This is a genomic window from Butyrivibrio sp. AE2032 (assembly GCF_000702965.1).
In genome coordinates, this window is record NZ_JNLF01000005.1 from 2,344,248 (window position 1) to 2,365,826 (window position 21,579).

The window sequence follows — 21,579 nt, forward strand, 5'->3', positions numbered from 1 at the left end:
TCACTTCTCTTTGGAACTGAAGACCAGTTTCTGCTGTACCGTATAACTGACGAGGAACAGCAACGTGTCTACTATACACTTGATGACCGTCTCATTGATGACCGGGAGAAGGAAGACGATAAGGCTTACGATCCCTGCGCTCAGACACATCTGGATGATAGCAAGAAGTGCATACTTGGTGAGCGAAGCGCCTTTTGAGGCGCGGCTCCTGAATACGAATTTATAGTTTATCAGATAATTGTAGACTGCCGAAATGACCCTCGCACCGACCGTCGCGATGGAGACGAAGAGCAGCGGAAAGGCTTCTTTGAAGCAGAGTACGAAAAGGTGGAAAAGCAAAATGTCAATGATGAAGGACGACAGGGAGGCAAAGACGAACTTGATGAACTTCCTTCCCAGTATCCTGTATATCCTTATCGAATCCTTGAAAGGATCGAAATGAGTCTGGTGGTTCTCTTTTGAATCGTAGACTGTCTTGATCGGGATCTCCGTGAGTCCGTATCTTCCGGCGCACTCGAGGAGCATCATGGTCTCATATTCGAACCTTTCGCCCTTGCAGTCGATGAGCTCGGTCATGAACTTGAAGGGAATGCCGCGGAGACCTGACTGGGTGTCGCTGACTTTCATTCCGGAGACATAGGCGAAGACCTTGATGGTGATGGTATTGCCGAACCAGCTCTTCCAGGGGATCTCTTTTTTATTGAATTCCCTTACTCCGAGAATAAGATCGTCAGGGTGTTCTTTAAGTGATGATATTATCTCTGAGATGCATCCGGGAGTATGCTGTCCGTCGGAATCGGCGGTAACGCAGCCTAAAGCGCCGGGCATATTGTCGCGGATATATTCGAAAGCGGTCTTGAGCGCTCTGCCTTTTCCACGGTTGGGGCGGTATGATATGAGCCTGCCCCCGCGTTCCTTGATGAGAGCTTCGGCCTGTTCGAAAATGTGATCGTACTCTTCAGAAGAGCCGTCGTTGACGATGATAACGGGACCCATGTCTTTTCCGTTAAGAGCATTGAGCAATGTAATGAGCCTGTCATCAGGTTCATAGGAGGGTATTACTATCGGAACAAGTGCCGAACTGTTTATCTCATCTTTTCCCATAGCAACTATATTAACATATTACTTCAGGCTGACTTTGGCTTATAAAGGACCTTGAGAAGGATCGGTGCGAGGATCGAACTTACGAGGATCATGAGGATGACTGCCGTGAAATAATCGGAGGTGATGAGCCCTGCGTTGAGACCTTTCTGCGCTGTAATGAGCGCGACCTCGCCTCTGGTCATCATGCCGATGCCGATCTTCAAAGAATCGTTCCAGTTAAACCTGCAGATCTTTGCCGTGGTGCCGCATCCGATGATCTTTGCTATGCATGCGACGAAAACGAATGCAACGGAGAAGAACAGGAGCATCGGGTTCATGCTCTCAAAGGAGACCTTGAGGCCGATGCCTGCAAAGAATATAGGCGCAAATACCATGTAGGAGCTGACGTCGACCTTGCGCTCAACATACTTGACGTCGTGGAGGTTGCAAAGGACAACACCTGCTACATAAGCGCCCGTGATGTCTGCGATTCCGAAGAACCTTTCTGCGACATAAGCCATTATGATGCAGTAAACGAGTGCTGCTATCGGGATACGCCTGGTGTGTTCGTATCTGGCATCGAGCCACTTGAAGGCCTTGTATACGACAAAGCCCGTGATTATTGCGATCGCAAAGAACATTATGGCCTTGAGCATCGTGATCCATACGGAAGAGCCGGAGCCCTTTGCGCTCAATACGAATGTGAGGACGACGATACCGATGACGTCGTCGATTATGGCTGCGCTTACTAAGGTCGTACCGACGGTGCTGCTGAGCTTACCGAGCTCCTTGAGTGCGGCTACCGTGATGCTGACGGATGTGGCGGCCATGATCGTTCCGATGAAAAGTCCCTTGATGAACTGCTCGGAACCGATAGGGCCGAAGCCGTAGAAACACATAAAGAGAAGTGCACCGAGCACGAGAGGAACGAAGACGCCTGCACAGGCGATGGCTGTTGCCTTGAGGCCCGTCTGCTTGAGTTTCTTCATGTCGGTGGAAAGACCGGCTTCGAACATGAGCATGATGACGCCGATCTCGGCCATCTTGTTGATGAAGTCGGATTGGTCGACAAAGCCCAAAACGGCAGGTCCTATAAGAAGACCTGCGATGATCTCTCCGACGACCTCAGGGGCGTGGAGCTTCCTTGCCAGGATACCGAATATCTTTGCGGTAAGGAGTATCAGAGCTATATCAAGTAAAAATGAAAGGTTTTCCAAAACTGTCACTCCCAATCAGTGTTCAAAAAGTTGCCGGAAATCTGCACTGCTACTAGTTATAACACGCAAAAAATAATGCAACAGACTGCATATTATACAAACTTCTTCTTTTAATAAGGTGATTAAGGCGTAAAAATGTTATTATATGGTGTCAATCCATGACCTGATATAAGGTCTTAAGGGCGGAGGCATTTGATGAAACAGCTTGAATATCCTTACGATTCCGATTTTATCCTTCGCAAGAAGAAGGCGATCAGAAGAGAGCTTTTGGCAAGGGAAGGGATCCGGTATATCGAAAAGAAGATCGCCATACTGGGCGGGTCGACGACAAGCGACATCAAACTGATATTAGAGCTTTTCCTCCTGAACTACGGCATCAAGGCCGAGTTCTATGAGTCTGAATACAACAAATACTATGAGGATGCCGTTTTCGGCAATCCCGAACTCGATGAGTTCAAGCCGGACCTCGTTTTCGTGCATACAACGACAAGGAATATCGCAAGGTTCCCTCAGGTAACGGATTCAGCCGAGCAGATCGACACACTCCTCGAAGAGACGATGGCAAGGTTCGAGCAGATCTGGAGCGCTCTTGAGCAGCGCTACAAGTGCACGGTCATCCAGAATAATTTCGAGCAGCCGTTTTACAGGCTCCTCGGAAACAGCGACTTTACGAATATCCACGGAAGGCTCAACTTCATAAACAGGCTTAATGAGGGGTTCTGTTCATACGCCCAGGCGCATCAGAATTTCTTCATCAACGACATTAACTACGTCTCAGCCGTATACGGCATAAAGAAGTGGGCAGATCCCGGCGACTGGTACAGATATAAGTATGCGCTGAGCGTATCTGCGATACCTGACTTTGCATTCAATCTCGCTCACATAATCAAGGCGGTCTACGGCCGGAACAAGAAGGCGTTCGCGCTCGACATGGACAACACCCTGTGGGGCGGCATCGTGGGAGATGACGGACCCGAGAACATCAAGGTAGGTCACGAGGATGCCGAGTCCGAGCTCTTCACCGAATTCCAGCAGTACATCAAGGCGCATAAGGACCTGGGCATCCTTCTTACCGTCGCTTCAAAGAATGACGAGGAGAATGCCCTGGCGGGCCTTGCAAGGCCCGATTCCACGCTGAAGCAGGATGACTTCATCCTCATTAAGGCCAACTGGGAGAACAAGGACCGCAATATCTCCAATATCGCTCAGGAGCTCAACATCGGCGCCGACAGCTTCGTCTTCGTTGACGACAACCCCGTCGAGAGGGCTCTGGTGGAGACGCAGATCCCGGGCATTTCCGTTCCAGAGGTAGGTGCTCCCGAGACATACATCGATGTTATCGATTCGAACGGTTTCTTTGAGGTCACTGGGATATCAGAAGAAGACCTCAAGCGCGGCGGAATGTACAAGGCAAACATGGAGCGCGCAAAGGCTTCCGCAACGTTTGATAACTACGACGATTATCTGAAGTCGCTCGAAATGAAGGCCGAGATCAAGCCATTCTCACCCGTATACATGGCGAGGATCGCAGAGCTTACCAACAAGAGCAACCAGTTCAACCTTACGACAAAACGCTGCAGCCAGGCCGAGATCGAGTCTTTTGCTTCAGACCCTTCATATATCACGCTCTATGGAAGGCTCGAGGACAAGTTCGGCGACAACGGCGTCGTTGCGGTAACTTTCGGCCATGAGGAAGACGGCGTATTTCATATCGATCTGTGGCTCATGAGCTGCAGGGTGTTAAAGCGCGGTATGGAATTTGCAATGATGGATGAGCTCATCTCTGAGGCAAAATCAAGAAATATCACAAAGATCAAAGGCTATTATTATCCGACAGCAAAGAATAAAATGGTCAGTGATTTTTACGCCCTCCAGGGCTTTACAAAGATAAACGAGACAGAAGACGGATCAACGGAGTGGCTTTTGGATCTCGCTGAACCGCACAAGAGCGGCAACATCGCGATCAAGGTCAACTGACGGAAAACGTCTTTGCAAGGAGATAAGGAAATGACAAGAGAAGAAATCTACGACAAGCTTAACGAAGTGTTTCAGGATGTTTTCGACGATGAGGAAATCACGGTAAACGATTCCACGGTCGCATCCGATGTCGACGGCTGGGATTCGCTTGAGCACATCAACCTGATCGTTGCTGTGGAGAGATGCTTCGGCATCAAGTTCACGATGGGCGAGACAACGGGACTAAAAAACGTCGGCGAGATGGTAGACAAGATAATCGCCCATCTCTCATAAGGAATCACGGATGTCGCTGGTATCCTCGCTCTTCCTGGTCTTTGTCGCGGCAGTACTGCTGCTCTACTACGTCGTACCCAAGAACTTCCGTATCTGGGTGGTGTTGTTGGCAAGCCTCGCATTTGCGGGATTCTTAGGCTTTTACACTCTGGTCTTTGTTTTGATATCCGCGGTTCTCTGCTATATCGGAGGGCTTTTGGCAGGTCCTTCGAAGAGCAATGCTTTCCGCAATGTCTTTACCGTGATCACTGTGGTGATAAACATCGCGCTGCTCTGTGCCGTCAAGTACTACAACGTAATCGGGCTTGCGGCTGAGAGATTAAATCTCCTTTTCGGCGCGACAAAGGATACGAATACATTCTTCCTTTATGCGGTCCCCGTAGGAATGTCTTTCTACGTCCTCCAGACAACAGGCTACATACTGGACTGCAGATGGGAGAAGATCGCGCCCGAAAAGAACTTCTTCAAGGTGCTCCTGTTCTCGACATATTTCCCGCAGCTCATGTCGGGTCCTATGAATACGTATGCTTCGCTTTCGGCAGAGTTCGAGAAGGCGAAGGAAGTGAAGTTCTCCTTTTCGCGCATCGCCGACGGAGCCGTCAGGGTGGCGTGGGGTTTCTTCAAAAAGCTCGTAATAGCCGAGCGCGCTGCGATCGTGGTCAACATGGTCTTCGGCGACCACCAGGTCTTTACCGGGTGGTATGTGCCGATCGGCGTGTTCTTTTTCGCCATCCAGCTCTACTGCGATTTCTCTGGATGCATGGAAGTCGTCATTGGCGTATCCCACATGTTAGGCATAGAACTGCCCGAGAACTTCAACTGTCCGTTCTTCTCGAAAACAGTCAAGGAATACTGGAGAAGATGGCATATCACGCTTGGAGCATGGCTCCGTGACTACCTCATGTATCCGATCCTCAAGAGCGAGCTGCTGATAAAGATTGGCGACTGGTCGAAGGCAAAGTTCGGCAAGAAGAACGGCAAGAAAGTACCAACATATATTGCCCTGTTCATCCTCTGGTTCGCAGTCGGTTACTGGCACGGCGGTCTTTGGAACTATGTCATCGGTTCGGGTATCCTGCATTTTATTTATATAGTGCTCGGCATGATCTTCGAACCTCTTTTCAAGAACATCCGTCCTAAGATCGGTGCTGACAAACTCTATTTCAGGATATTCCAGTCCGTCCGCACATTTATACTTATGCTCACGGGCTTTGTATTCTTCAGGTCGGCAACGGTCATGGATGCACTCGACATGTATGTCGCTATTTTCCGCAGGGGAGGCGCTGCTCTCAACTGGGCGAATTTCTCCTCTTCGGGCATGAACCTCTCAAACCTCATCGTGCTTATTGCTGCCGTGCTGCTCGTTGCCGCAGTTGATGCATATAAGTACGTTCCAAGTGAAGACGCCGAGCCCAAGTCGGCCATCGCTTTCTTAAGGAGCAAGGGAACAGTTCTTTTGTGGGCAGCATTTATGGTGCTCGTAGTTGCAACGTTGATATTCGGAATGTATGGCCTTGGCTATGATTCCGGTTCATTTATATACGCCAGGATCTGACGAAGGAGGATTTTAAACATGAACATTGTTTGTCTTGATATGGAAGGTGTTCTGGTACCTGAGATATGGATCGAGTTCTCGAAAAAAACAGGTATTCCCGAACTTACGCGCACGACCAGGGATGAGCCTGATTACGATAAGCTCATGCACTGGAGACTCGGGATCTTAAGAGAGCACGGTTTGGGTCTTAAGGAGATCCAGGACGTTATCGCCCAGATCGATCCTCTCCCGGGCGCGAAGGAATTCCTTGATGAACTCAGGAAGGACATGCAGGTCATCATCATAAGCGACACGTTCACGCAGTTCGCCATGCCTCTGATGGCAAAGCTCGGTTATCCGGCTCTTTTCTGCAACTCGCTGATAGTCGGCGAAGACGGCATGATCGAGGACTTCAAGATGAGGATCACTGACTCCAAACTGTCCACTGTACGTGCGCTGCAGTCGATCGGTTTCGACACCATCGCATCAGGCGATTCATATAATGACCTTGCCATGATCAAGGCATCGAAGGCAGGGTTCCTTTTCAAGAGCACCGAAAAGATCATTGCCGACAACCCGGACATCCCGGCTTTCGAGGAGTTTGACGAGCTCCTGGCTGCAATCAGGGCAGTTCCGGATTCCAACTGATCTTTTCATATCAGATAACGGCCGTTCCGGATGAAGGATCATCTGAGGCATAATAAAACAAACATGATGTTAAGGGGGTATAAGATGAAGGCGAAGTCTCTATGGAAAAAGATTACTGCAGCTGTTCTGACTGCAGCGTTGAGTGCGGCTCTGATACATGGTCTTTCGGGTGACAATACCGTTAATGCGAAAACGGCAGATATTTTGATAACAACCGCAGGATGTACCGTCAACTTACCCTTGGACGGAACTGCGCCGGATATGAAGCCTGTGGCGTGTGATCTTGATAAGTATTATGTTGAACTTGATTACTGGTATCCCAGACAAAGCCCCTATCCGCATATGGAATCCACGGACCGGTTCGAAGAAGGCAAGGAATATTTTGTCAGGATCAAATTTTATCCTAAGGATGGATACAAATTTGATGATAATACTGTTTTTTACATCAATGGCGACATCGCTCACAAATACGGGTCGGGTCTTGATGACTATGAACCCCTGGAATCGCTGTTTACCTGCGGGACGTCGAAGACGGAATTGCTGCCTTCCGTAAACATTACCATAACCAAGCCTGTAGTGGGTGCAAGCCCTGATATGTTTCCTGTATCGAGCGATACGTCAAAATACAAAGTCGTATTCTGTTACTGGTATATTTATGAATATCCGTACTGGCATCTTACCTCTGACTATGTTTTCGAAGAGGGTAAGACTTATGCCCTCAGAGTGATGGTCATACCCAAAAACGGTTATAAGACTGATTTCAATGACACGAAATTCTACGTTAACGGTGAATACAGATTTCAGATGTGGGCGCTTAACGGTGCGGAAATGAAGTATAAACCTGTTAAGGAAGGGTGGTATCTCACTAACGGTGAGTATTATTACTACACCGATAATGTGCTTCAGAAAGGCTGGTTCCTTGACGGTAATTGCTGGTATTATGCGGATACGGTTACCGGCGTCATGGCCAAGTTCTGGCAGCAGATAGACGGTGCCTGGTATTACTTTGGTTCCAATGGTCAGATGCGTACGGGCTGGCAGCAGATCGGCGGCGTCTGGTATTACTTCGGAACTAACGGAAAGATGCGCACGGACTGGCAGCAGATCAGCGGCAAGTGGTACTACTTCGGCAGCAACGGAAAGATGAGAACCTCCTGGCAGCAGATCGGCGGTACCTGGTACTACTTCGAATCATCAGGCGCGATGGTAACCGGCTGGAAACAGATCAGCGGAACGTACTATTTCTTCAAAACAAACGGCGCTATGGCCGCAAATGAGTACTGCGGCGGTTACCGTCTCGATGCTGACGGCAAGTGGACATACACTTACAAGGCATCCTGGAAGAAGGATTCCAAGGGCTGGTGGTATGGCGACTCGAACGGCTGGTATGCAAAGAACGAGACATGGAAGATCGACGGAAAGAACTATAATTTCGATAAGTCTGGTTACTGTACAAATCCGTAAATACGGCGATCAAAGATAAAACAACGGAGAGGTTATCTTGCCTGTGGTGAGATAACCTCTTTTAGTACCGGTCCTGAATTTTAAGGGTCAGTCTTTATATGCTTTCGGCAGATTCCAGCCGTAGTGTGCCGCGCAGAATCTGATCGCACAGACAAAGAAAAAGCCGGCGAGCATCGCCGCTTCAGAAGATCCCGTGACCATGTAGATGATATATACGACCGCAGCACCGACAATCGAGGCGCATGCATAGATGTGTTTTACGAAGATGTAAGGCATCTCCAAAGAGAGGACGTCCCTTAAGACGCCGCCGCCGACGCCTGTTACGACGCCGAGGAAGATGACGAGAAAGGCATTGCCAGCAAAAGGTCCCAAAAGACCGGTGTGAACACCGTCAGCCGTAAATGCCGCAAGGCCGATCGTGTCGAACCAGAAAAAGACCTTGTCGTAGATCGCGCGTGTCTTTTCCGAAACGTTCTTCTTGTGCTTGTGTTCCCACCAGACAAATATGAAGGTTATGTTGGCGGTGACAGCCGCTATGATTACAAACAAAGGGTTCTTGAAGGCTGTCGGAGGCGTGGAGCCCGTTACGATATCCCTGATTATGCCTCCGCCGGTTGCCGTGAGGAGCGCGAGGATGTTGACACCGAAGATGTCCATCTTTTTACGGATGCCCGCCATGGCGCCGGACACTGCAAATGCGACAGTGCCTATTATGTCCGTGATCAAGATGAAGAGTTCGGTATCCATAGATGCAATTATATATGTTTTCTTCTTCCTGAGAAGCCCGCGAATATTTGACAGTTGCCTCTCCCATAAATAAAATATTTAAATCTATATAGGCGGAGGCATTTTCGCATGGCTGCGATTACCGATTGCGAGCATCTCGTGCAGTACTACGAGACCGATCAGATGGGAGTCACCCATCACTCTAATTACATCAGGTGGTTCGAGGAAGCGAGGACCAAGCTCTTTGAGGAGATTGGTCTGGGATATAAGGGAATGGAAGAGATGGGGATCATAAGCCCCGTCGTAGGTCTGACCGCCAAGTATAAGACAATGGCAAAGTATTGTGATACGGTCGTTATCAGGGCCGAGATCACTAGATATACGGGTGTGAGATTCGATATCAAATACACTGTTTTCGACAAGGAGACAGAGCAGGTAAGATGTACGGGAACGAGCGAGCATTGTTTCATAAGCCGTGAGGGAAAGGTGCTCTCGCTTCAGAGAACGAATCCTGAGGCTCATGCGAGATTCGATATGCTCGTCAACGGAAAGGAAGGCTGACATATGGCAGACATCATCATCGTAGGTGCAGGTCCGGCGGGACTCTCGGCAGCGATCTATGCAAGACGCGCCGGAATGGATACCGTTCTTTACGAGGCCGAGATGTACGGCGGCCAGATCGTAAACACTCCCGAAGTCGAGAACTATCCTGCCATTGCGAAGATCTCAGGCTTTGATTTTGCACAGGACTTATACAACCAGGCGGTGAACCTCGGTGCCGTGCTCGAGTTTGACAAGGTCACTTCGGTCACGAAAACGGAAACCGGCTTTGAAGTTGCGCTCGAATCTGGAAAGACCGATACCTGTAAGGCAGTGATCCTCGCGGTAGGTGCTTCGAACCGTCATCTCGGCATCGCCAGGGAAGACGAGCTTCTCGGCAAAGGCATTTCCTATTGCGCCACATGCGACGGTTCGTTTTATAAGGGCAAGACAGTTGCGGTTAACGGCGGCGGAAATACTGCTGTAGAAGATGCCATATATCTTGCAGGTATCGTGGACAAGGTATATCTTATACACCGCAGAAACGAATTCAGGGCTGAGGATGTGCTTGTTGAAGCGGCAAAGAAGCTTCCGAACCTTGAGATCGTAACGCCTTATACGATCGGGACCCTTTTGGGCGATCCCAAGCTCTCAGGCGTTGAGGTCATCAGCAAGGAAGACGGCAGCAAGAAGACTATCGATGTTGACGGACTCTTCGTTGCCATAGGACAGGAGCCTAAGACAGCTGATTTCAAGGATCTAGTCACACTGCAGGGCGGATACATCGAAGCAGGCGAGAACTGCAAGACAAATGTCGAAGGAATCTTTGCTGCAGGCGATGCGAGAGTCAAGAAGGTAAGACAGCTTACGACGGCCTGCGCTGACGGTGCGGTTGCGGCACTTGCTGCGATAGACTATATCAAGCTCGGTGTTTGATAAAAGAGATAACAATTTGTTGGAGGAATATATGTACAGAAATGTTTTCGACGTGCTTGAAGAGAGAGGTTACTTCTCACAGGCAACACACAGAGATGAGATCTACGAGTTATTGAGCAAGCCCGGTGTTTCTTTCTACATCGGATTTGACCCGACAGCTGATTCACTTCACGTAGGCCACTTCGTTCAGATGATGGTTATGAGCCACATGCAGAAGGCAGGCCACAGACCTATCGCTCTCATGGGCGGCGGCACGGGTATGATCGGCGATCCTTCCGGACGTACCGACATGCGTCAGATGATGACAGTCGAGACCATCGACCACAACGTTGAGTGCTTCAAGAAGCAGATGGGCAAGGTCGTTGATTTCTCTGACGGCAAGGCTCTCATTGTTAACAACGCAGACTGGCTCAGAAATCTTAACTACATTGAGTTCTTAAGAGAAGTCGGTGCACATTTCTCAGTAAACAAAATGCTTACTGCTGAGTGCTATAAGCAGAGACTTGAGAAGGGCCTCTCATTCCTTGAATTCAACTACATGCTCATGCAGGGCTACGACTTCTACTACCTCCACGAGAAGTACGGCTGCGATCTTGAGTTCGGCGGCGACGACCAGTGGTCAAACATTCTCGCAGGCATGGAGCTTGTACGCCGTAAGAAGGGTGAATCCGTTTACGGTCTCACATTCACACTTCTCACAAACAGCGAAGGCAAGAAGATGGGTAAGACAGCAAAGGGTGCTGTATGGCTCGATCCCGAGAAGACACCTGTCTTCGACTTCTACCAGTACTGGAGAAACGTTGATGATGCTGACGTCATCAAGTGTATGAAGCTCCTAACATTCCTCGAGATGGATGAGATCAACGAGTATGCAAAGCTTAAGGATTCAGCTATCAACGAGGCAAAGAAGAGACTCGCTTACGAAGTTACAAAGATCATTCACGGCGAAGAGGCAGCAAATATTGCAAAGAAGACTGCAGAGGATCTTTTCGAGAACGCAGGAAGATCTGAAGACATGAAGACAACTGAGATCACGAACGATGAGCTTAATGCCGGCATGCAGATCGCCGATGCTCTCGTTAAGGCAGGTCTCATGAAGTCCAAGGGTGAAGCAAGGAGAATGATCCAGCAGAAGGGTGTATACCTTAACGATAATGTCGTTGAGGATCAGTTCTATGAGCTCAAGGAATCCGACTTCGATGCCAACGGAGAGGCTATCGTTCGTAAGGGCAAGAAGAACTATCACAGATTAAAACTCGCCTGATATTTCTGATATAGCTAAGTATCTGATAAGGAGTTGTCATTTGGCAGCTCCTTTTTTTGTCATTTCACGGATGCGGTATCAGGATGTTCTGTTCGTTGAAATGGGTTCTTTTGAGGCGTATTATCAAATTATTCTCATTCATAACAGGGGGCAGATCATGAATAGACATCACGTTCTTACTATTGCTGCTGTTGCATGCTCAACGCTGTTCCTGTTTTCGGGCTGTGCGTCATTTCAGCCCATAGAGGATGAGAATGTCTTCATTGATGTTCTTGATAAGGCTGCCGGCGTTGAAGAAGATGAGACGATCAGCGAAAAGAATGCAAAGATCTCCGGAGGCAGGACGGAGTACCTTATCGCATACGATGACGGCGATATAGTCCTTACATATATCAGATTCAATGATAAAGACGATGCGATGACATATTTCACGGAGTTCTATAAAGACTTTGAGGATGCCATCGAAAACAGGGACTTTGACGGTAATAACCTGCGCTCCGTGTCCAGGACGCGCGGCTATATCGTGTTTGACGGTGAACTCGGTGACGGCAGGGAATTAAGCGTTTTCAATGCCGGTGACATGTATAAGACTTATTTCGCAGAAGATACCGAACTTTACGGCGGGATATACGTAAACAAGAATGTTTATATAGAGGCTTATTCCGTTGACGGAAGCAAGCGCGACAAGGAAAAGATCGCGAATGTGCTGAAGCAGCTGGATTTCCCCAAACCGTAAAACAGATAAATAACATGTCAGGAAAAGCTGTCCCGATGCGGTGATCCGCTCGTGGGACGGCTTTTATTTTGCGCCTTTTCCGGGCCTTGTACGAATAATGGGACCGTGTCAAAAAAGGACGGAAAATACTATTTACAAACATATGTTCGCGGTGATAGAATGTCGGCACCTAAGGAAAACAGGAGGTGCTGATCATGGCGGAGCAGGGCATGAGATATACATATGACGGTACGTTTGAGGGTTATCTGTGCGCGGTGCTCGCGGCTCTCAGGTCGGGCCGTGTGCCTGCCTCCATAACGGACCGCAGAGCATACGGCCCGGATGACGGAGCAGTCAACATCGTGACCAGTTTCAGTGATGCGCAGTATCTTTTTTCCACAATCTCGGCGAGGAGCAGCGCCGAGGTCCAGCAGATGACCGCAGATTATTTCCTGACGGACAGCAGATGCCTTGAGATAAATCTCTACAAGATGATCTTCTGTGCTCTTAAATACGGAGCCCGGATAGCAGAGGATTATTCGAGCGCCATGATGAATGGGATACAGATGGCGATAAGGGATCTATACCGGGAAGCGCAGTCCGTCTTACAGGAACTGGATTTTTATATGGGGGAGGAGGCCTCGTGCGTTGTGATAGATCCGCACAATTCCGTGCTCCCGATAATAAGAAAACCCGTTCTGAACAGGCGCGATATAGACGATCTCATCATCTATGACAAGAGGCACTGCCTGCTTCTCGAGCGCTGCTCCGGACAAAATATGCTGCTCGACATATCCGATTTCCCGATGCCCGAATTCAAGGACCCGGTCGAGGCATATAACTGCTTATGGCCGTTTGTAAGGGACAGCCGCTTTGACGTGAGGAACATACCCGGACAAAAGAAGAGCGGCTCCGCGATAGAGCCGCTCTGGTTAAAAGCTTCTTAAAGGCTTTGCTGATCACTTCTGCTCTTCAGCAGCTCTGATAGCCTTTCTCATGATCTTGCCGTTGAATGTCTTAGGAAGTTCATCAACGAATTCAACTATACGGGGATACTTGTAAGGAGCAGTCTTCTCCTTAACGTAGTGCTGGATCTCTTTCTTGAGTTCTTCAGTACCCTCAGTTCCCTTAACGAGCGTGATGGTGGCCTTTACGACGATACCTCTTACGCCCTGCGGATCGGGAGCACCGGTAACAGCACACTCGAGTACATAAGGAAGCTCCATGATGACGTTCTCGATCTCGAAGGGTCCGATACGGTAACCGGAAGACTTGATGACATCGTCCGTACGACCGACATATGAGATATATCCGTCCTCATCCATCCATGCGGTATCGCCTGTGTGATACCAGCCGTCGTGCCATGCATCGTTTGTAAGATCAGGTGCGAGGTAGTACTGGAGGAAGAGTCCCTTCGGGTGATAGTTCTGTGTATTGATGCAGATCTCGCCTGTCTCACCCGGCTTGCATACATTGCCGTCGGGATCAAGGATCTTAACGTCGTAGAGCGGGTTGGGCTTGCCCATGGAACCGAGCTTGATCTTCGAACCAACGAGGTTAGCGATAACGAGAGTTGTCTCGGTCTGACCGAAGCCTTCCATAAGCCTGATTCCGGTAGCTTCCATGAACTTGTTGAAAACCTCAGGGTTTAGAGCTTCACCGGCAGTAACGGCATACTTGAGTGAAGACAGATCGTACTTGGAGAGGTCTTCCTTGATAAAGAATCTGAACATCGTCGGAGGTGCGCAGAATGTAGTGATGTTGTACTTTTTGAACATGGGCAGGATCTCCTCTGCCTTGAAGCGGTCGAAGTCAAATGTGAAGACAGGTGCTTCGCAGAGCCACTGACCGTAGAGCTTGCCCCAGAGTGCCTTACCCCAGCCTGTATCAGAGATGGAGAAGTGGAGACCGTTAGGATCAACATTCTGCCAGTACTTGGCTGTCGGGATATGACCTATTGCATACATATATGAGTGCAGAGCCATCTTAGGATAGCCTGATGTACCGGAAGTAAAGAACATTACCATCGGATCGTAGCCGCATGCATAATCAGCAGGACGCTCGAATACGTCAGAGCAGTTCTTGAACTCCTCGTTGAAGTCGTGCCATCCGGGTCTTGAACCGTTGCAGAGGATGAGTGTCTCAACTCCGCATGCCTTTGCTGCCTTCTCTGCTTCGTCTGCAGCATCGTCATCTGCAGTAACAAATACTGCCTTAACGCCTGCAGCGTTGAAACGGTATTCGTAGTCGTGGTCACGGAGAAGGTGGGTGGCAGGGATTGCTACGGCGCCTAACTTTTCGAGGCCCATCATGGCGAACCAGAACTGGTAGTGGCGCTTAAGAACGAGAACGACCTTGTCGCCCTTGCCGATGCCCAGAGACTTGAAGTAGTTCGCTGCCATGTTGGAATATTTCTTGATGTCAGCGAAGGTGAATCTCTTCTCGGTTACGCAGTCTTTTGCGACCCAAAGCATTGCGAGCTTGTCGGGGTTCTTGTCAGCGATAGCGTCAACGCAGTCGAATGCGAAGTTGAACTTCTTGCATGCGGGAACGTTTACGTCGACATCGACCAGTGTGCCGTTCTCGTCAAGGATGCCATTGAGATAGTGTGTGTAAACAGCATCTTCAAGGTTTGCTGCATCAACGTTTGTAACGTTGTCGGTGCGCATCTCTTCTGAATTGTAAGGCGTGGTGTAGTTTTCACCCTTGCCCCATGCCTCGGGATTCAGGATGATCGCATAGAATACGCAGTCCTCGCCGCCCAAAGCGAACTCGCCGTGGGGCTGAGTGGAGTCGAAATAGATGGAGTCGCCTTCGTGAAGGACTTCGGAGGAATCGCCGATGATGACCTTCAATGTTCCCTTTACGACGATGTTCATTTCCTGGTAGTTGTGTGATACGAGGTGGTAGGGAGGATTCAAAGCTTCCTCGGAATAAGGAACGACAACGCGGAAGGGCTCGCAGAGCTTGTTCTTGAACCTGGATGCAAGACGCTGGTACTTGTAGCCCGTGCGTCTTGTGATGGGGCTGCCCTGACCGTTTCTGGTTACCGCGTATTCCTTAAGGGAAGGGGAAGATCCTTCCATTATGTCCGAGATCTCAACGCCCGCAAGATTGGCAAATTTATAAATGAATGTGAAGTTGAAGTCCTGGGTGCCTTCTTCAAACTTGAGGTATTCTTCTGCCGAAATATCAAGTTTGGATGCAACCTCTTCAGGTGTTAGACCCATGTCGAGTCTTAAGCCGTGAACTCTGTCTGCAACTTCCTGGAGTTTGAACTCCACGCTGCTGTTGTTTTGTGTTGACATAAGCTTTCTCCTTTTCTGTCAATCTGTCTTGTCTGTTCCTTGCCGGGGCAAAAAAAATGCCCCAACATCCTTCTTGGACATTGAGACGAATAAAATCCGCGGTACCACTCAATTTGCAAACATTTCTGTTTGCCACTTACGAAGTCTAACAACTCCTTTGCATTAACGCAGCATCACGGGCACTGTCTACTAGGGAAGATCCTTTTCGGAATGCCGGCTCGGAAGGGATAGCTTGTTGCAAATATCGTCATGTGCCTCTCAGCAAATAGCACTTCTCTGTATTGAACGAATCTCTGCGGCTTTCTTCGTCACAGCCTTTAGAGTTATTCAATTGTTCGCATTTCATAGCAGAAATGTGACATAAGAATATATCTGCGTTACAGAAATGTCAACAATCATTTTCCATTTGTTTTTGCACATAGGTTTCCGAAAGTGTAAAATGATTAACGTGGATACTTATATTTAAAATAGGTTATCAACAGCATACGCATTATCAAGGAGAGATTGTATGTCGGTTAAGTATCTTGTATCGGGCGCGGAAGGCGCACTTGGAAAAACTGTTATCAGTATGCTTCTCCAGCGCGGAGAAAAAGTCAGGATCCTCATGAGTGAGCTTTCTGATACCAGAATGTATAGGAATAATCCCAATATTGAGATCTGTTATGGTATATCCACTGACAAAGATTCCATGAGAGAGTTTTTCGAACTCGAAGATCCCAGATCGGCTGTTCTTTTCCACACAGATGAGTATGTATCGCTGTCTGATGAGACGAATCTCACGATGAGAAGAGTTAATGTTATCGGCGCGGAGAACGTCGTTGACATGTGCCTTAAGCGCAAGGTCGGCAAGCTCGTTTATCTGAGTTCGGCATATGCGCTCAATCCTGAAGTAAAGGGTGAGGATATCACGATCCACTTCGACCGCAACAAGGTTGCCGGCGAGTATGCTAAGTCAAAGGCAGAGGCTGCCGCTTACGTAATGGAGAAGGTGGCTCTCAACAGGCTCAATGCCGTTATGGTACTTCCGACATTCATCATCGGCCCCGGCTATTCTGAAGATTACGAGATCAACAAGGTCCTTAACAGTTATCTTAATAACGGTACGATCCCTCCGAAGGAAGGCGGACGTGCATTCGTCGACGTAAGAGACGTTGCAAACGCGATGCTCACACTCGCAGACAAGGGCGAGCCCGGTGCGGGATACATCGTTGCCGGCGATTACAAGACCAGTGGCGAGTTCTTCAAGGATGTTAATGAGATCAGCGGTATCGACGCACCGGTCAAGACAGCTTCGAAGCTCGTCATGAGCAAGTCTCTTGCAAAGCTCGTCGACTTCTACTACAAGATCACACACAAGGAGAATCCGAGACAGGCTTATACATTGTTCAGCGAGAATCCGGACGCAAGATTCGAGAGCGACAGCAATGGCATCCTTCCCGAGACATCTATCAGCTTTAAGGATTCACTCAACGATACGATCAAGGGCGCACAGCACGGCGGCATCCAGGCTGCAGCTGCAGTACAGCCCAAGTCGGATAAGAAATCTTCTGATGCTCCTCAGAGCAAGTCCGAGAAGAAGTCCTCCGCAGAAGCAATGGAAGCAAGACTCAAGCAGCAGCAGAGTGTCACATCAAAGGCAAGTTCCGCTTCCACCGCACCCGCTGAAGCACCTTCAAGACCCGCCAACACCAGACCTGCCACTGCAGCAGCCATGGCTGCCGCAGCCGCAAAGGAAGCAGTTGAAGAGGCAAAGAAGGAAGAGGTTAAAGAAGAGGTTAAGGAAGAAGCTGAGAACAAGTCCATCATTCCCCAGTCTTCACTTAAGGATCCTGATGCATTGATGTCAGAGCCAGATGAAGAGGAGAAACTCAATACGGAGACGACATTCAGATTCGGCGGAACACCTGCAAAGTTCACGACAGTCCAGCCTCAGAATAACGCTCCTGCAAAATCAATAATCCCTCAGGCAAAGCCCAATGATGCAAAGCCCACACCTTTCGCACCCAAGGCAGAGCCTGCTAAGTCCATAATCCCTCCGAAGGAAGCTCCCAAGGCAGCTGAAGCACCGAAGACTGAAGAAAAGAAGGAAGAAGCACCCAAGGCTGCTCCCGCATCTTCAGGATTCCCGAGAGCTGCAGCAACACCTTCTTCAGGATTCCCGAGAGCCGCAGCAACACCTTCATCAGGTTTCCCGAGAGCTGCAGCAACTCCTTCATCAGGTTTCCCGAAGGCAACTGCAACGCCTTCCGCTCCCGCAGCACCTAAAGCTGATGAAGCACCGAAGGCTGAAGAGAAGAAGGAAGAAGCTCCCAAGGCTGCTCCCGCATCTTCAGGATTCCCGAGAGCTGCAGCAACACCTTCGTCAGGTTTCCCGAGAGCATCCGCTACTCCTTCGTCAGGATTCCCGAGAGCCGCTGCAACACCTTCTTCAGGTTTCCCCAGAGCTGCCGCCACACCTTCTTCCGGATTGGCAAAGCCGGCTGAAACACTGTCCGGCACACAGGATTCCGGTGAAGAGAAACTGCAGCCCAGCAACTCACCTTTCAGAGCAGCAATGCAGCCTTCGGCAGCCGCTCCCGCCAAGGCGCCTGCCGGCGGTCAGTCGATAAACTCGGCTTTCAAGCCTGTACAGTCTACCGAACCGAGTCCTTTCAAGACAGCCCAGTCTGCTGAGCCGAGCCCGTTCAAGTCTGCACAGCCCGCAGCTTCCGCTCCAGCGAAGGAGCCTGCTGCCCAGCCCATAAATTCAGCTTTCAAGTCGGCACAGTCTTCCGAACCGAGTCCGTTTAAGTCAGCGCAGTCTGCTGATCCGAGTCCGTTCAAGTCTTCACAGGCTTCAGAACCCAGTCCGTTTAAGTCAGCTCAGCCTGCAGTATCTGCAGCACCCGCAGCTGCCATGAAACCTTCCAATGCCGATATAGATGATCTCGAAGCCGAGATCGAGGCATTCACTCCTTCTTCCGGACCTGTTGTTCCTCCGGGGATCTTTGCACCTCCGCCGAAGCCCGGTAACTGATAATGAGTAAGATATTTAAAGAAAACAAAAAGATTATTTTAGCAAGCGCGTCTCCCAGGAGGCGCGAATTGCTGTCTATGATCACCGAAGATTTTGAAGTGTTCACTGCCGATATTGATGAGCGTGAAGCTGAGATCGAGATGGAGGAAAAGGGTGTTCCTGTCCTTAAGGTCAGTGAACATCTCGCTCTGTTAAAGGCGAGGGCCGTTTTCGAATTCCTCTCAGAGGAAGAACAGGAACGGTATCTGGTGATCGGGGCAGACACTTCGGTAATCCTTGACGGGGTAATCTACGGCAAGCCTGTTGACAGGCCGGATGCCGAGAGGATGCTCAGTTCGATGTCCGGAAAAGTTCATGTGGTCGCAACGGGCGTTGCTCTTATCACGGCCAACGGCGAAAACACATTTACCGAAGTAACCAGTGTCGAATTCAACCCGCTGGATCTTTACCAGAAGTGGCTTATTTCGGATTATTGCAAAAGCGGTTCGCCTTACGACAAAGCCGGTGCATATGGCATACAGGATAAGGGAGCTCTTCTGATAAAGAAGATCGACGGAGACTACTCAAACGTTGTCGGATTGCCTGTCGCAAGACTGGCAAGAGAGATCTCATACATGGTACAATATCCTTTGGAGTAAGAATAGATTAACAGGAGGATAAGCTCATGTTTGGGATAGGGTTGAACAATCTCATCAAGATTGGTTTCAGAGTAAGCGATCACATCCTGAAGCAGCAGGAAATCGAGCGTTCAAGAACGGCTTCTGAAAGAGCAAGACTTCAGGCTGAGGCATCGAGAGAAAAAGCAGCCGAAGAGAATGAAAGACGCAGAAGAACAATGTTGGAAGACGAGATCGCCCGTGACAGCGTTGCGGTCGAGTGTCCTAACTGCGGTGCAACAGGCAACCGCATCAGAAGAAATTCGACGGGTTTCTGCCAGTTCTGCGGAACTGCGATCCAGATCAGCAGCGGCGGTATTGCATATATAGCTGACCCGATCGAGAAGGCGAGGGCTCTGGCTGCGGAAGAAATAAAGAAAAAGAGCGGGGCGAATGGAAATGTCTAAGACGGGCAAGGGCAGCGGTAATGCAGGAAGTATAGCGGCGCTTATAGGAATATACGCGCTCATCTATATCGTATGTTCGGCGATGTTCATCGGATTATTCCATACGGGTATCCTTAAGAACATGGAAGTCCTCATGTACAGAGGCGTCGTGTTCATCGTCATAACAGGTCTCATCGCTGCGGTCGTCATGGGCATCGTAAGAAAGTTCTGGGGCTTTATCACCATAAGGGACATCATCATGATGTTCGTTATCTTTTGCTGCGTGAATATGGTCATCTTCACGCTGGTTCCGGTTACTGTCGAGCGTTCCGTATCGGTTTTCATGCTCAGTTATATGGAGGAGAATTCCGATCAGACATTCACCCAGGAATCGGTTGGAGAAGTATTCACTTCAAAATATGTTGAAGACTATGGTGCTTTCGAAAAGCGTTTCAACGAGCAGATCGTTACAGGCACGATCGAGGAGAATGCTGACGGCACATATTCGATCACGCCGAGAGGCAAGTTCATAGTTGAGGCTTTCAGGACGATAGCCGAGTGGTTTGATACCGACAGGAGACTCGTCTATCCGAACGAGAACTAGCGCTTCTTAAATTAAAAGATATTACAATAACTGTAGCGGGCTTTCCGAAAAACGGGATGCCCGCTATTTTTTGCAGAAAAAGTGTTGACAATTTATATTTGGCACAATATAATTTTATCAAATGAAACACGGAAGGAGACCGCAGTTATGTCCATCTACGATTATTCAGTTCCAACACCCAAGGGAGAAGAGATCTCTCTTAAGGATTATGAAGGTAAGGTTATACTCATCGTCAACACCGCAACAGGCTGCGGATTCACACCGCACTACAAGCCCATTGAGGAGATGTATGAAGATCTTCACGACAAGGGATTCGAAGTCATCGACGTGCCCTGCAACCAGTTCGCGGGCCAGACTCCCGGAACAGATGAAGAGGTTGCAGAGTTCTGCCAGCTCAAATACCACACGAAGTTCCCGCAGATGAAGAAATCCGACGTGAATGGTGAGAATGCTCTTCCGCTCTTCAAGTTCCTTAAGTCACAGCAGGGCTTTGCAGGTTTCGGAAAAGGTCCTAAGGCATTCGCCATGAATACAATGCTCAAGAAGATCGACAAGGATTATCAGAACAATCCGGAGATCAAGTGGAACTTCACGAAGTTTATAGTCGACCGCGAAGGAAATGTCGTAAAGAGATTTGAACCCACAGCCGACATGAAGGAAGTCAGGGAATTTGTCGAGAGTCTTATCTGAAGACAAGGGGTAATCTGAATGAAGACGAAAGAATCGATGAAGCTTGATTCACAGTTATGCTTTCCGCTCTACGCGGCCGCAAGGAAAGTGGTGAATCTGTACACGCCATATCTGAAGCCTCTGGGTATTACATACACCCAGTACATAATGTTCCTTGTACTTTGGGAAGAGGACAGCGTTAAGGTAAGCGACCTTTGCAGGAGGTTAAGGCTCGATACGGGAACCGTAACTCCCATGCTGAAGAATACTGAGAAACAGGGTCTGATAAAAAGGACAAGAAGCGAAGAGGATGAGCGTGTCGTCGTTGTCACGCTGACTGAAGAAGGAAAGGCATTATACAACAAGGCAAAAGACATCCCGGAGAAGGTAGGCTCGTGCGTGAGACTTTCAAAGGAAGATGCGGTGCAGTTATATAAGATATTGTATTCACTGCTGGACAGCTGAAGCATACCGGCCAAAGATATTTTAGTGCACTAAAGACAAACCGGATTATCTGCGGATAAATCCGGTTTGTCGATTTGGTATATACGAAAAAGATGGAC

The 21,579-nt window shown here is 49.1% G+C and carries 20 protein-coding genes; 16 read left to right on the forward strand and 4 right to left on the reverse strand.

Annotated features, from left to right (window positions below; all coding sequences use genetic code 11):
• Both BO18_RS28110 and BO18_RS28115 read right to left on the reverse strand, forming a co-directional pair.
• Positions 1–1,104 (reverse strand): bifunctional glycosyltransferase family 2/GtrA family protein, encoded by a 1,104-nt coding sequence (locus BO18_RS28110; RefSeq protein WP_034451241.1) that lies wholly within the window; start codon positions 1,102–1,104, stop codon positions 1–3.
• 23 nt (positions 1,105–1,127) lie between these two features.
• Positions 1,128–2,309: a cation:proton antiporter gene (locus BO18_RS28115; protein WP_442856589.1), complete on the reverse strand. Its 1,182-nt coding sequence runs from the start codon at positions 2,307–2,309 to the stop codon at positions 1,128–1,130.
• A gap of 186 nt (positions 2,310–2,495) precedes the next feature.
• Between BO18_RS28115 and BO18_RS28120 the strand changes: the two genes are divergently transcribed.
• From BO18_RS28120 to BO18_RS35855, 5 genes are all read left to right on the forward strand, one after another.
• Positions 2,496–4,277 carry an HAD-IIIC family phosphatase gene (locus BO18_RS28120; protein ID WP_034451245.1) on the forward strand — a complete coding sequence of 594 codons (1,782 nt, stop codon included), beginning with the start codon at positions 2,496–2,498 and terminating at the stop codon, positions 4,275–4,277.
• Between the two features lie 30 nt (positions 4,278–4,307).
• The gene (locus BO18_RS28125) at positions 4,308–4,550 is read left to right on the forward strand and encodes an acyl carrier protein (protein WP_034451247.1); all 243 of its coding nucleotides are present in this window, start codon (positions 4,308–4,310) and stop codon (positions 4,548–4,550) included.
• A 10-nt stretch (positions 4,551–4,560) separates the two neighbouring features.
• Complete coding sequence (locus BO18_RS28130; RefSeq protein WP_034451249.1) at positions 4,561–6,105, forward strand: MBOAT family O-acyltransferase; 1,545 nt, start codon at positions 4,561–4,563, stop codon at positions 6,103–6,105.
• An 18-nt stretch (positions 6,106–6,123) separates the two neighbouring features.
• Complete coding sequence (gene thrH / locus BO18_RS28135; protein ID WP_034451251.1) at positions 6,124–6,732, forward strand: bifunctional phosphoserine phosphatase/homoserine phosphotransferase ThrH; 609 nt, start codon at positions 6,124–6,126, stop codon at positions 6,730–6,732.
• A gap of 84 nt (positions 6,733–6,816) precedes the next feature.
• Positions 6,817–8,196 (forward strand): N-acetylmuramoyl-L-alanine amidase family protein, encoded by a 1,380-nt coding sequence (locus tag BO18_RS35855; RefSeq protein ID WP_051689239.1) that lies wholly within the window; start codon positions 6,817–6,819, stop codon positions 8,194–8,196.
• An 87-nt stretch (positions 8,197–8,283) separates the two neighbouring features.
• Here BO18_RS35855 and BO18_RS28145 read toward each other — a convergent pair whose 3' ends face one another.
• On the reverse strand, positions 8,284–8,943 hold the full coding sequence (locus tag BO18_RS28145) for a trimeric intracellular cation channel family protein (protein ID WP_034451252.1): 660 nt from the start codon (positions 8,941–8,943) through the stop codon (positions 8,284–8,286).
• Between the two features lie 108 nt (positions 8,944–9,051).
• Here BO18_RS28145 and BO18_RS28150 point away from each other — a divergent pair, with 108 nt between their 5' ends.
• The 5 genes from BO18_RS28150 to BO18_RS28170 all read left to right on the forward strand — a co-directional run bounded on the left by BO18_RS28150 (position 9,052) and on the right by BO18_RS28170 (position 13,324).
• Positions 9,052–9,483, forward strand: a complete 432-nt coding sequence (locus BO18_RS28150) for an acyl-CoA thioesterase (RefSeq protein WP_034451253.1) — start codon at positions 9,052–9,054, stop codon at positions 9,481–9,483.
• Positions 9,484–9,486: 3 nt separating this feature from the next.
• The gene (gene trxB, locus BO18_RS28155) at positions 9,487–10,398 is read left to right on the forward strand and encodes a thioredoxin-disulfide reductase (RefSeq protein WP_034451254.1); all 912 of its coding nucleotides are present in this window, start codon (positions 9,487–9,489) and stop codon (positions 10,396–10,398) included.
• 31 nt (positions 10,399–10,429) lie between these two features.
• Positions 10,430–11,662 carry a tyrosine--tRNA ligase gene (gene tyrS / locus BO18_RS28160; protein WP_034451255.1) on the forward strand — a complete coding sequence of 411 codons (1,233 nt, stop codon included), beginning with the start codon at positions 10,430–10,432 and terminating at the stop codon, positions 11,660–11,662.
• A gap of 157 nt (positions 11,663–11,819) precedes the next feature.
• Complete coding sequence (locus BO18_RS28165; RefSeq protein ID WP_034451256.1) at positions 11,820–12,398, forward strand: hypothetical protein; 579 nt, start codon at positions 11,820–11,822, stop codon at positions 12,396–12,398.
• Between the two features lie 194 nt (positions 12,399–12,592).
• The gene (locus tag BO18_RS28170; protein WP_034451257.1) at positions 12,593–13,324 is read left to right on the forward strand and encodes a hypothetical protein; all 732 of its coding nucleotides are present in this window, start codon (positions 12,593–12,595) and stop codon (positions 13,322–13,324) included.
• 12 nt (positions 13,325–13,336) lie between these two features.
• On the opposite strand, the gene BO18_RS28175 is transcribed toward BO18_RS28170, so the two are convergent.
• Positions 13,337–15,685: an AMP-binding protein gene (locus BO18_RS28175; RefSeq protein ID WP_034451258.1), complete on the reverse strand. Its 2,349-nt coding sequence runs from the start codon at positions 15,683–15,685 to the stop codon at positions 13,337–13,339.
• Positions 15,686–16,193: 508 nt separating this feature from the next.
• On the opposite strand from BO18_RS28175, the gene BO18_RS28180 reads away from it, so the two are divergent.
• The 6 genes from BO18_RS28180 to BO18_RS28205 all read left to right on the forward strand — a co-directional run bounded on the left by BO18_RS28180 (position 16,194) and on the right by BO18_RS28205 (position 21,481).
• The gene (locus BO18_RS28180) at positions 16,194–18,701 is read left to right on the forward strand and encodes an NAD-dependent epimerase/dehydratase family protein (protein ID WP_034451259.1); all 2,508 of its coding nucleotides are present in this window, start codon (positions 16,194–16,196) and stop codon (positions 18,699–18,701) included.
• A gap of 2 nt (positions 18,702–18,703) precedes the next feature.
• Entirely contained in the window at positions 18,704–19,339 is a 636-nt protein-coding gene (locus BO18_RS28185; RefSeq protein WP_034451260.1) for a Maf family protein, read from the forward strand.
• Between the two features lie 26 nt (positions 19,340–19,365).
• The gene (locus tag BO18_RS28190) at positions 19,366–19,764 is read left to right on the forward strand and encodes a hypothetical protein (protein WP_034451261.1); all 399 of its coding nucleotides are present in this window, start codon (positions 19,366–19,368) and stop codon (positions 19,762–19,764) included.
• Positions 19,751–20,347, forward strand: coding sequence for a hypothetical protein (locus BO18_RS28195; protein WP_034451263.1), 597 nt, complete (start codon positions 19,751–19,753; stop codon positions 20,345–20,347). The genes BO18_RS28190 and BO18_RS28195 overlap by 14 nt, the downstream gene beginning before the upstream one ends.
• A gap of 147 nt (positions 20,348–20,494) precedes the next feature.
• Positions 20,495–21,037 (forward strand): glutathione peroxidase, encoded by a 543-nt coding sequence (locus tag BO18_RS28200; RefSeq protein WP_034451265.1) that lies wholly within the window; start codon positions 20,495–20,497, stop codon positions 21,035–21,037.
• Positions 21,038–21,055: 18 nt separating this feature from the next.
• On the forward strand, positions 21,056–21,481 hold the full coding sequence (locus BO18_RS28205; RefSeq protein WP_034451266.1) for a MarR family winged helix-turn-helix transcriptional regulator: 426 nt from the start codon (positions 21,056–21,058) through the stop codon (positions 21,479–21,481).
• Positions 21,482–21,579: the final 98 nt, after the last annotated feature.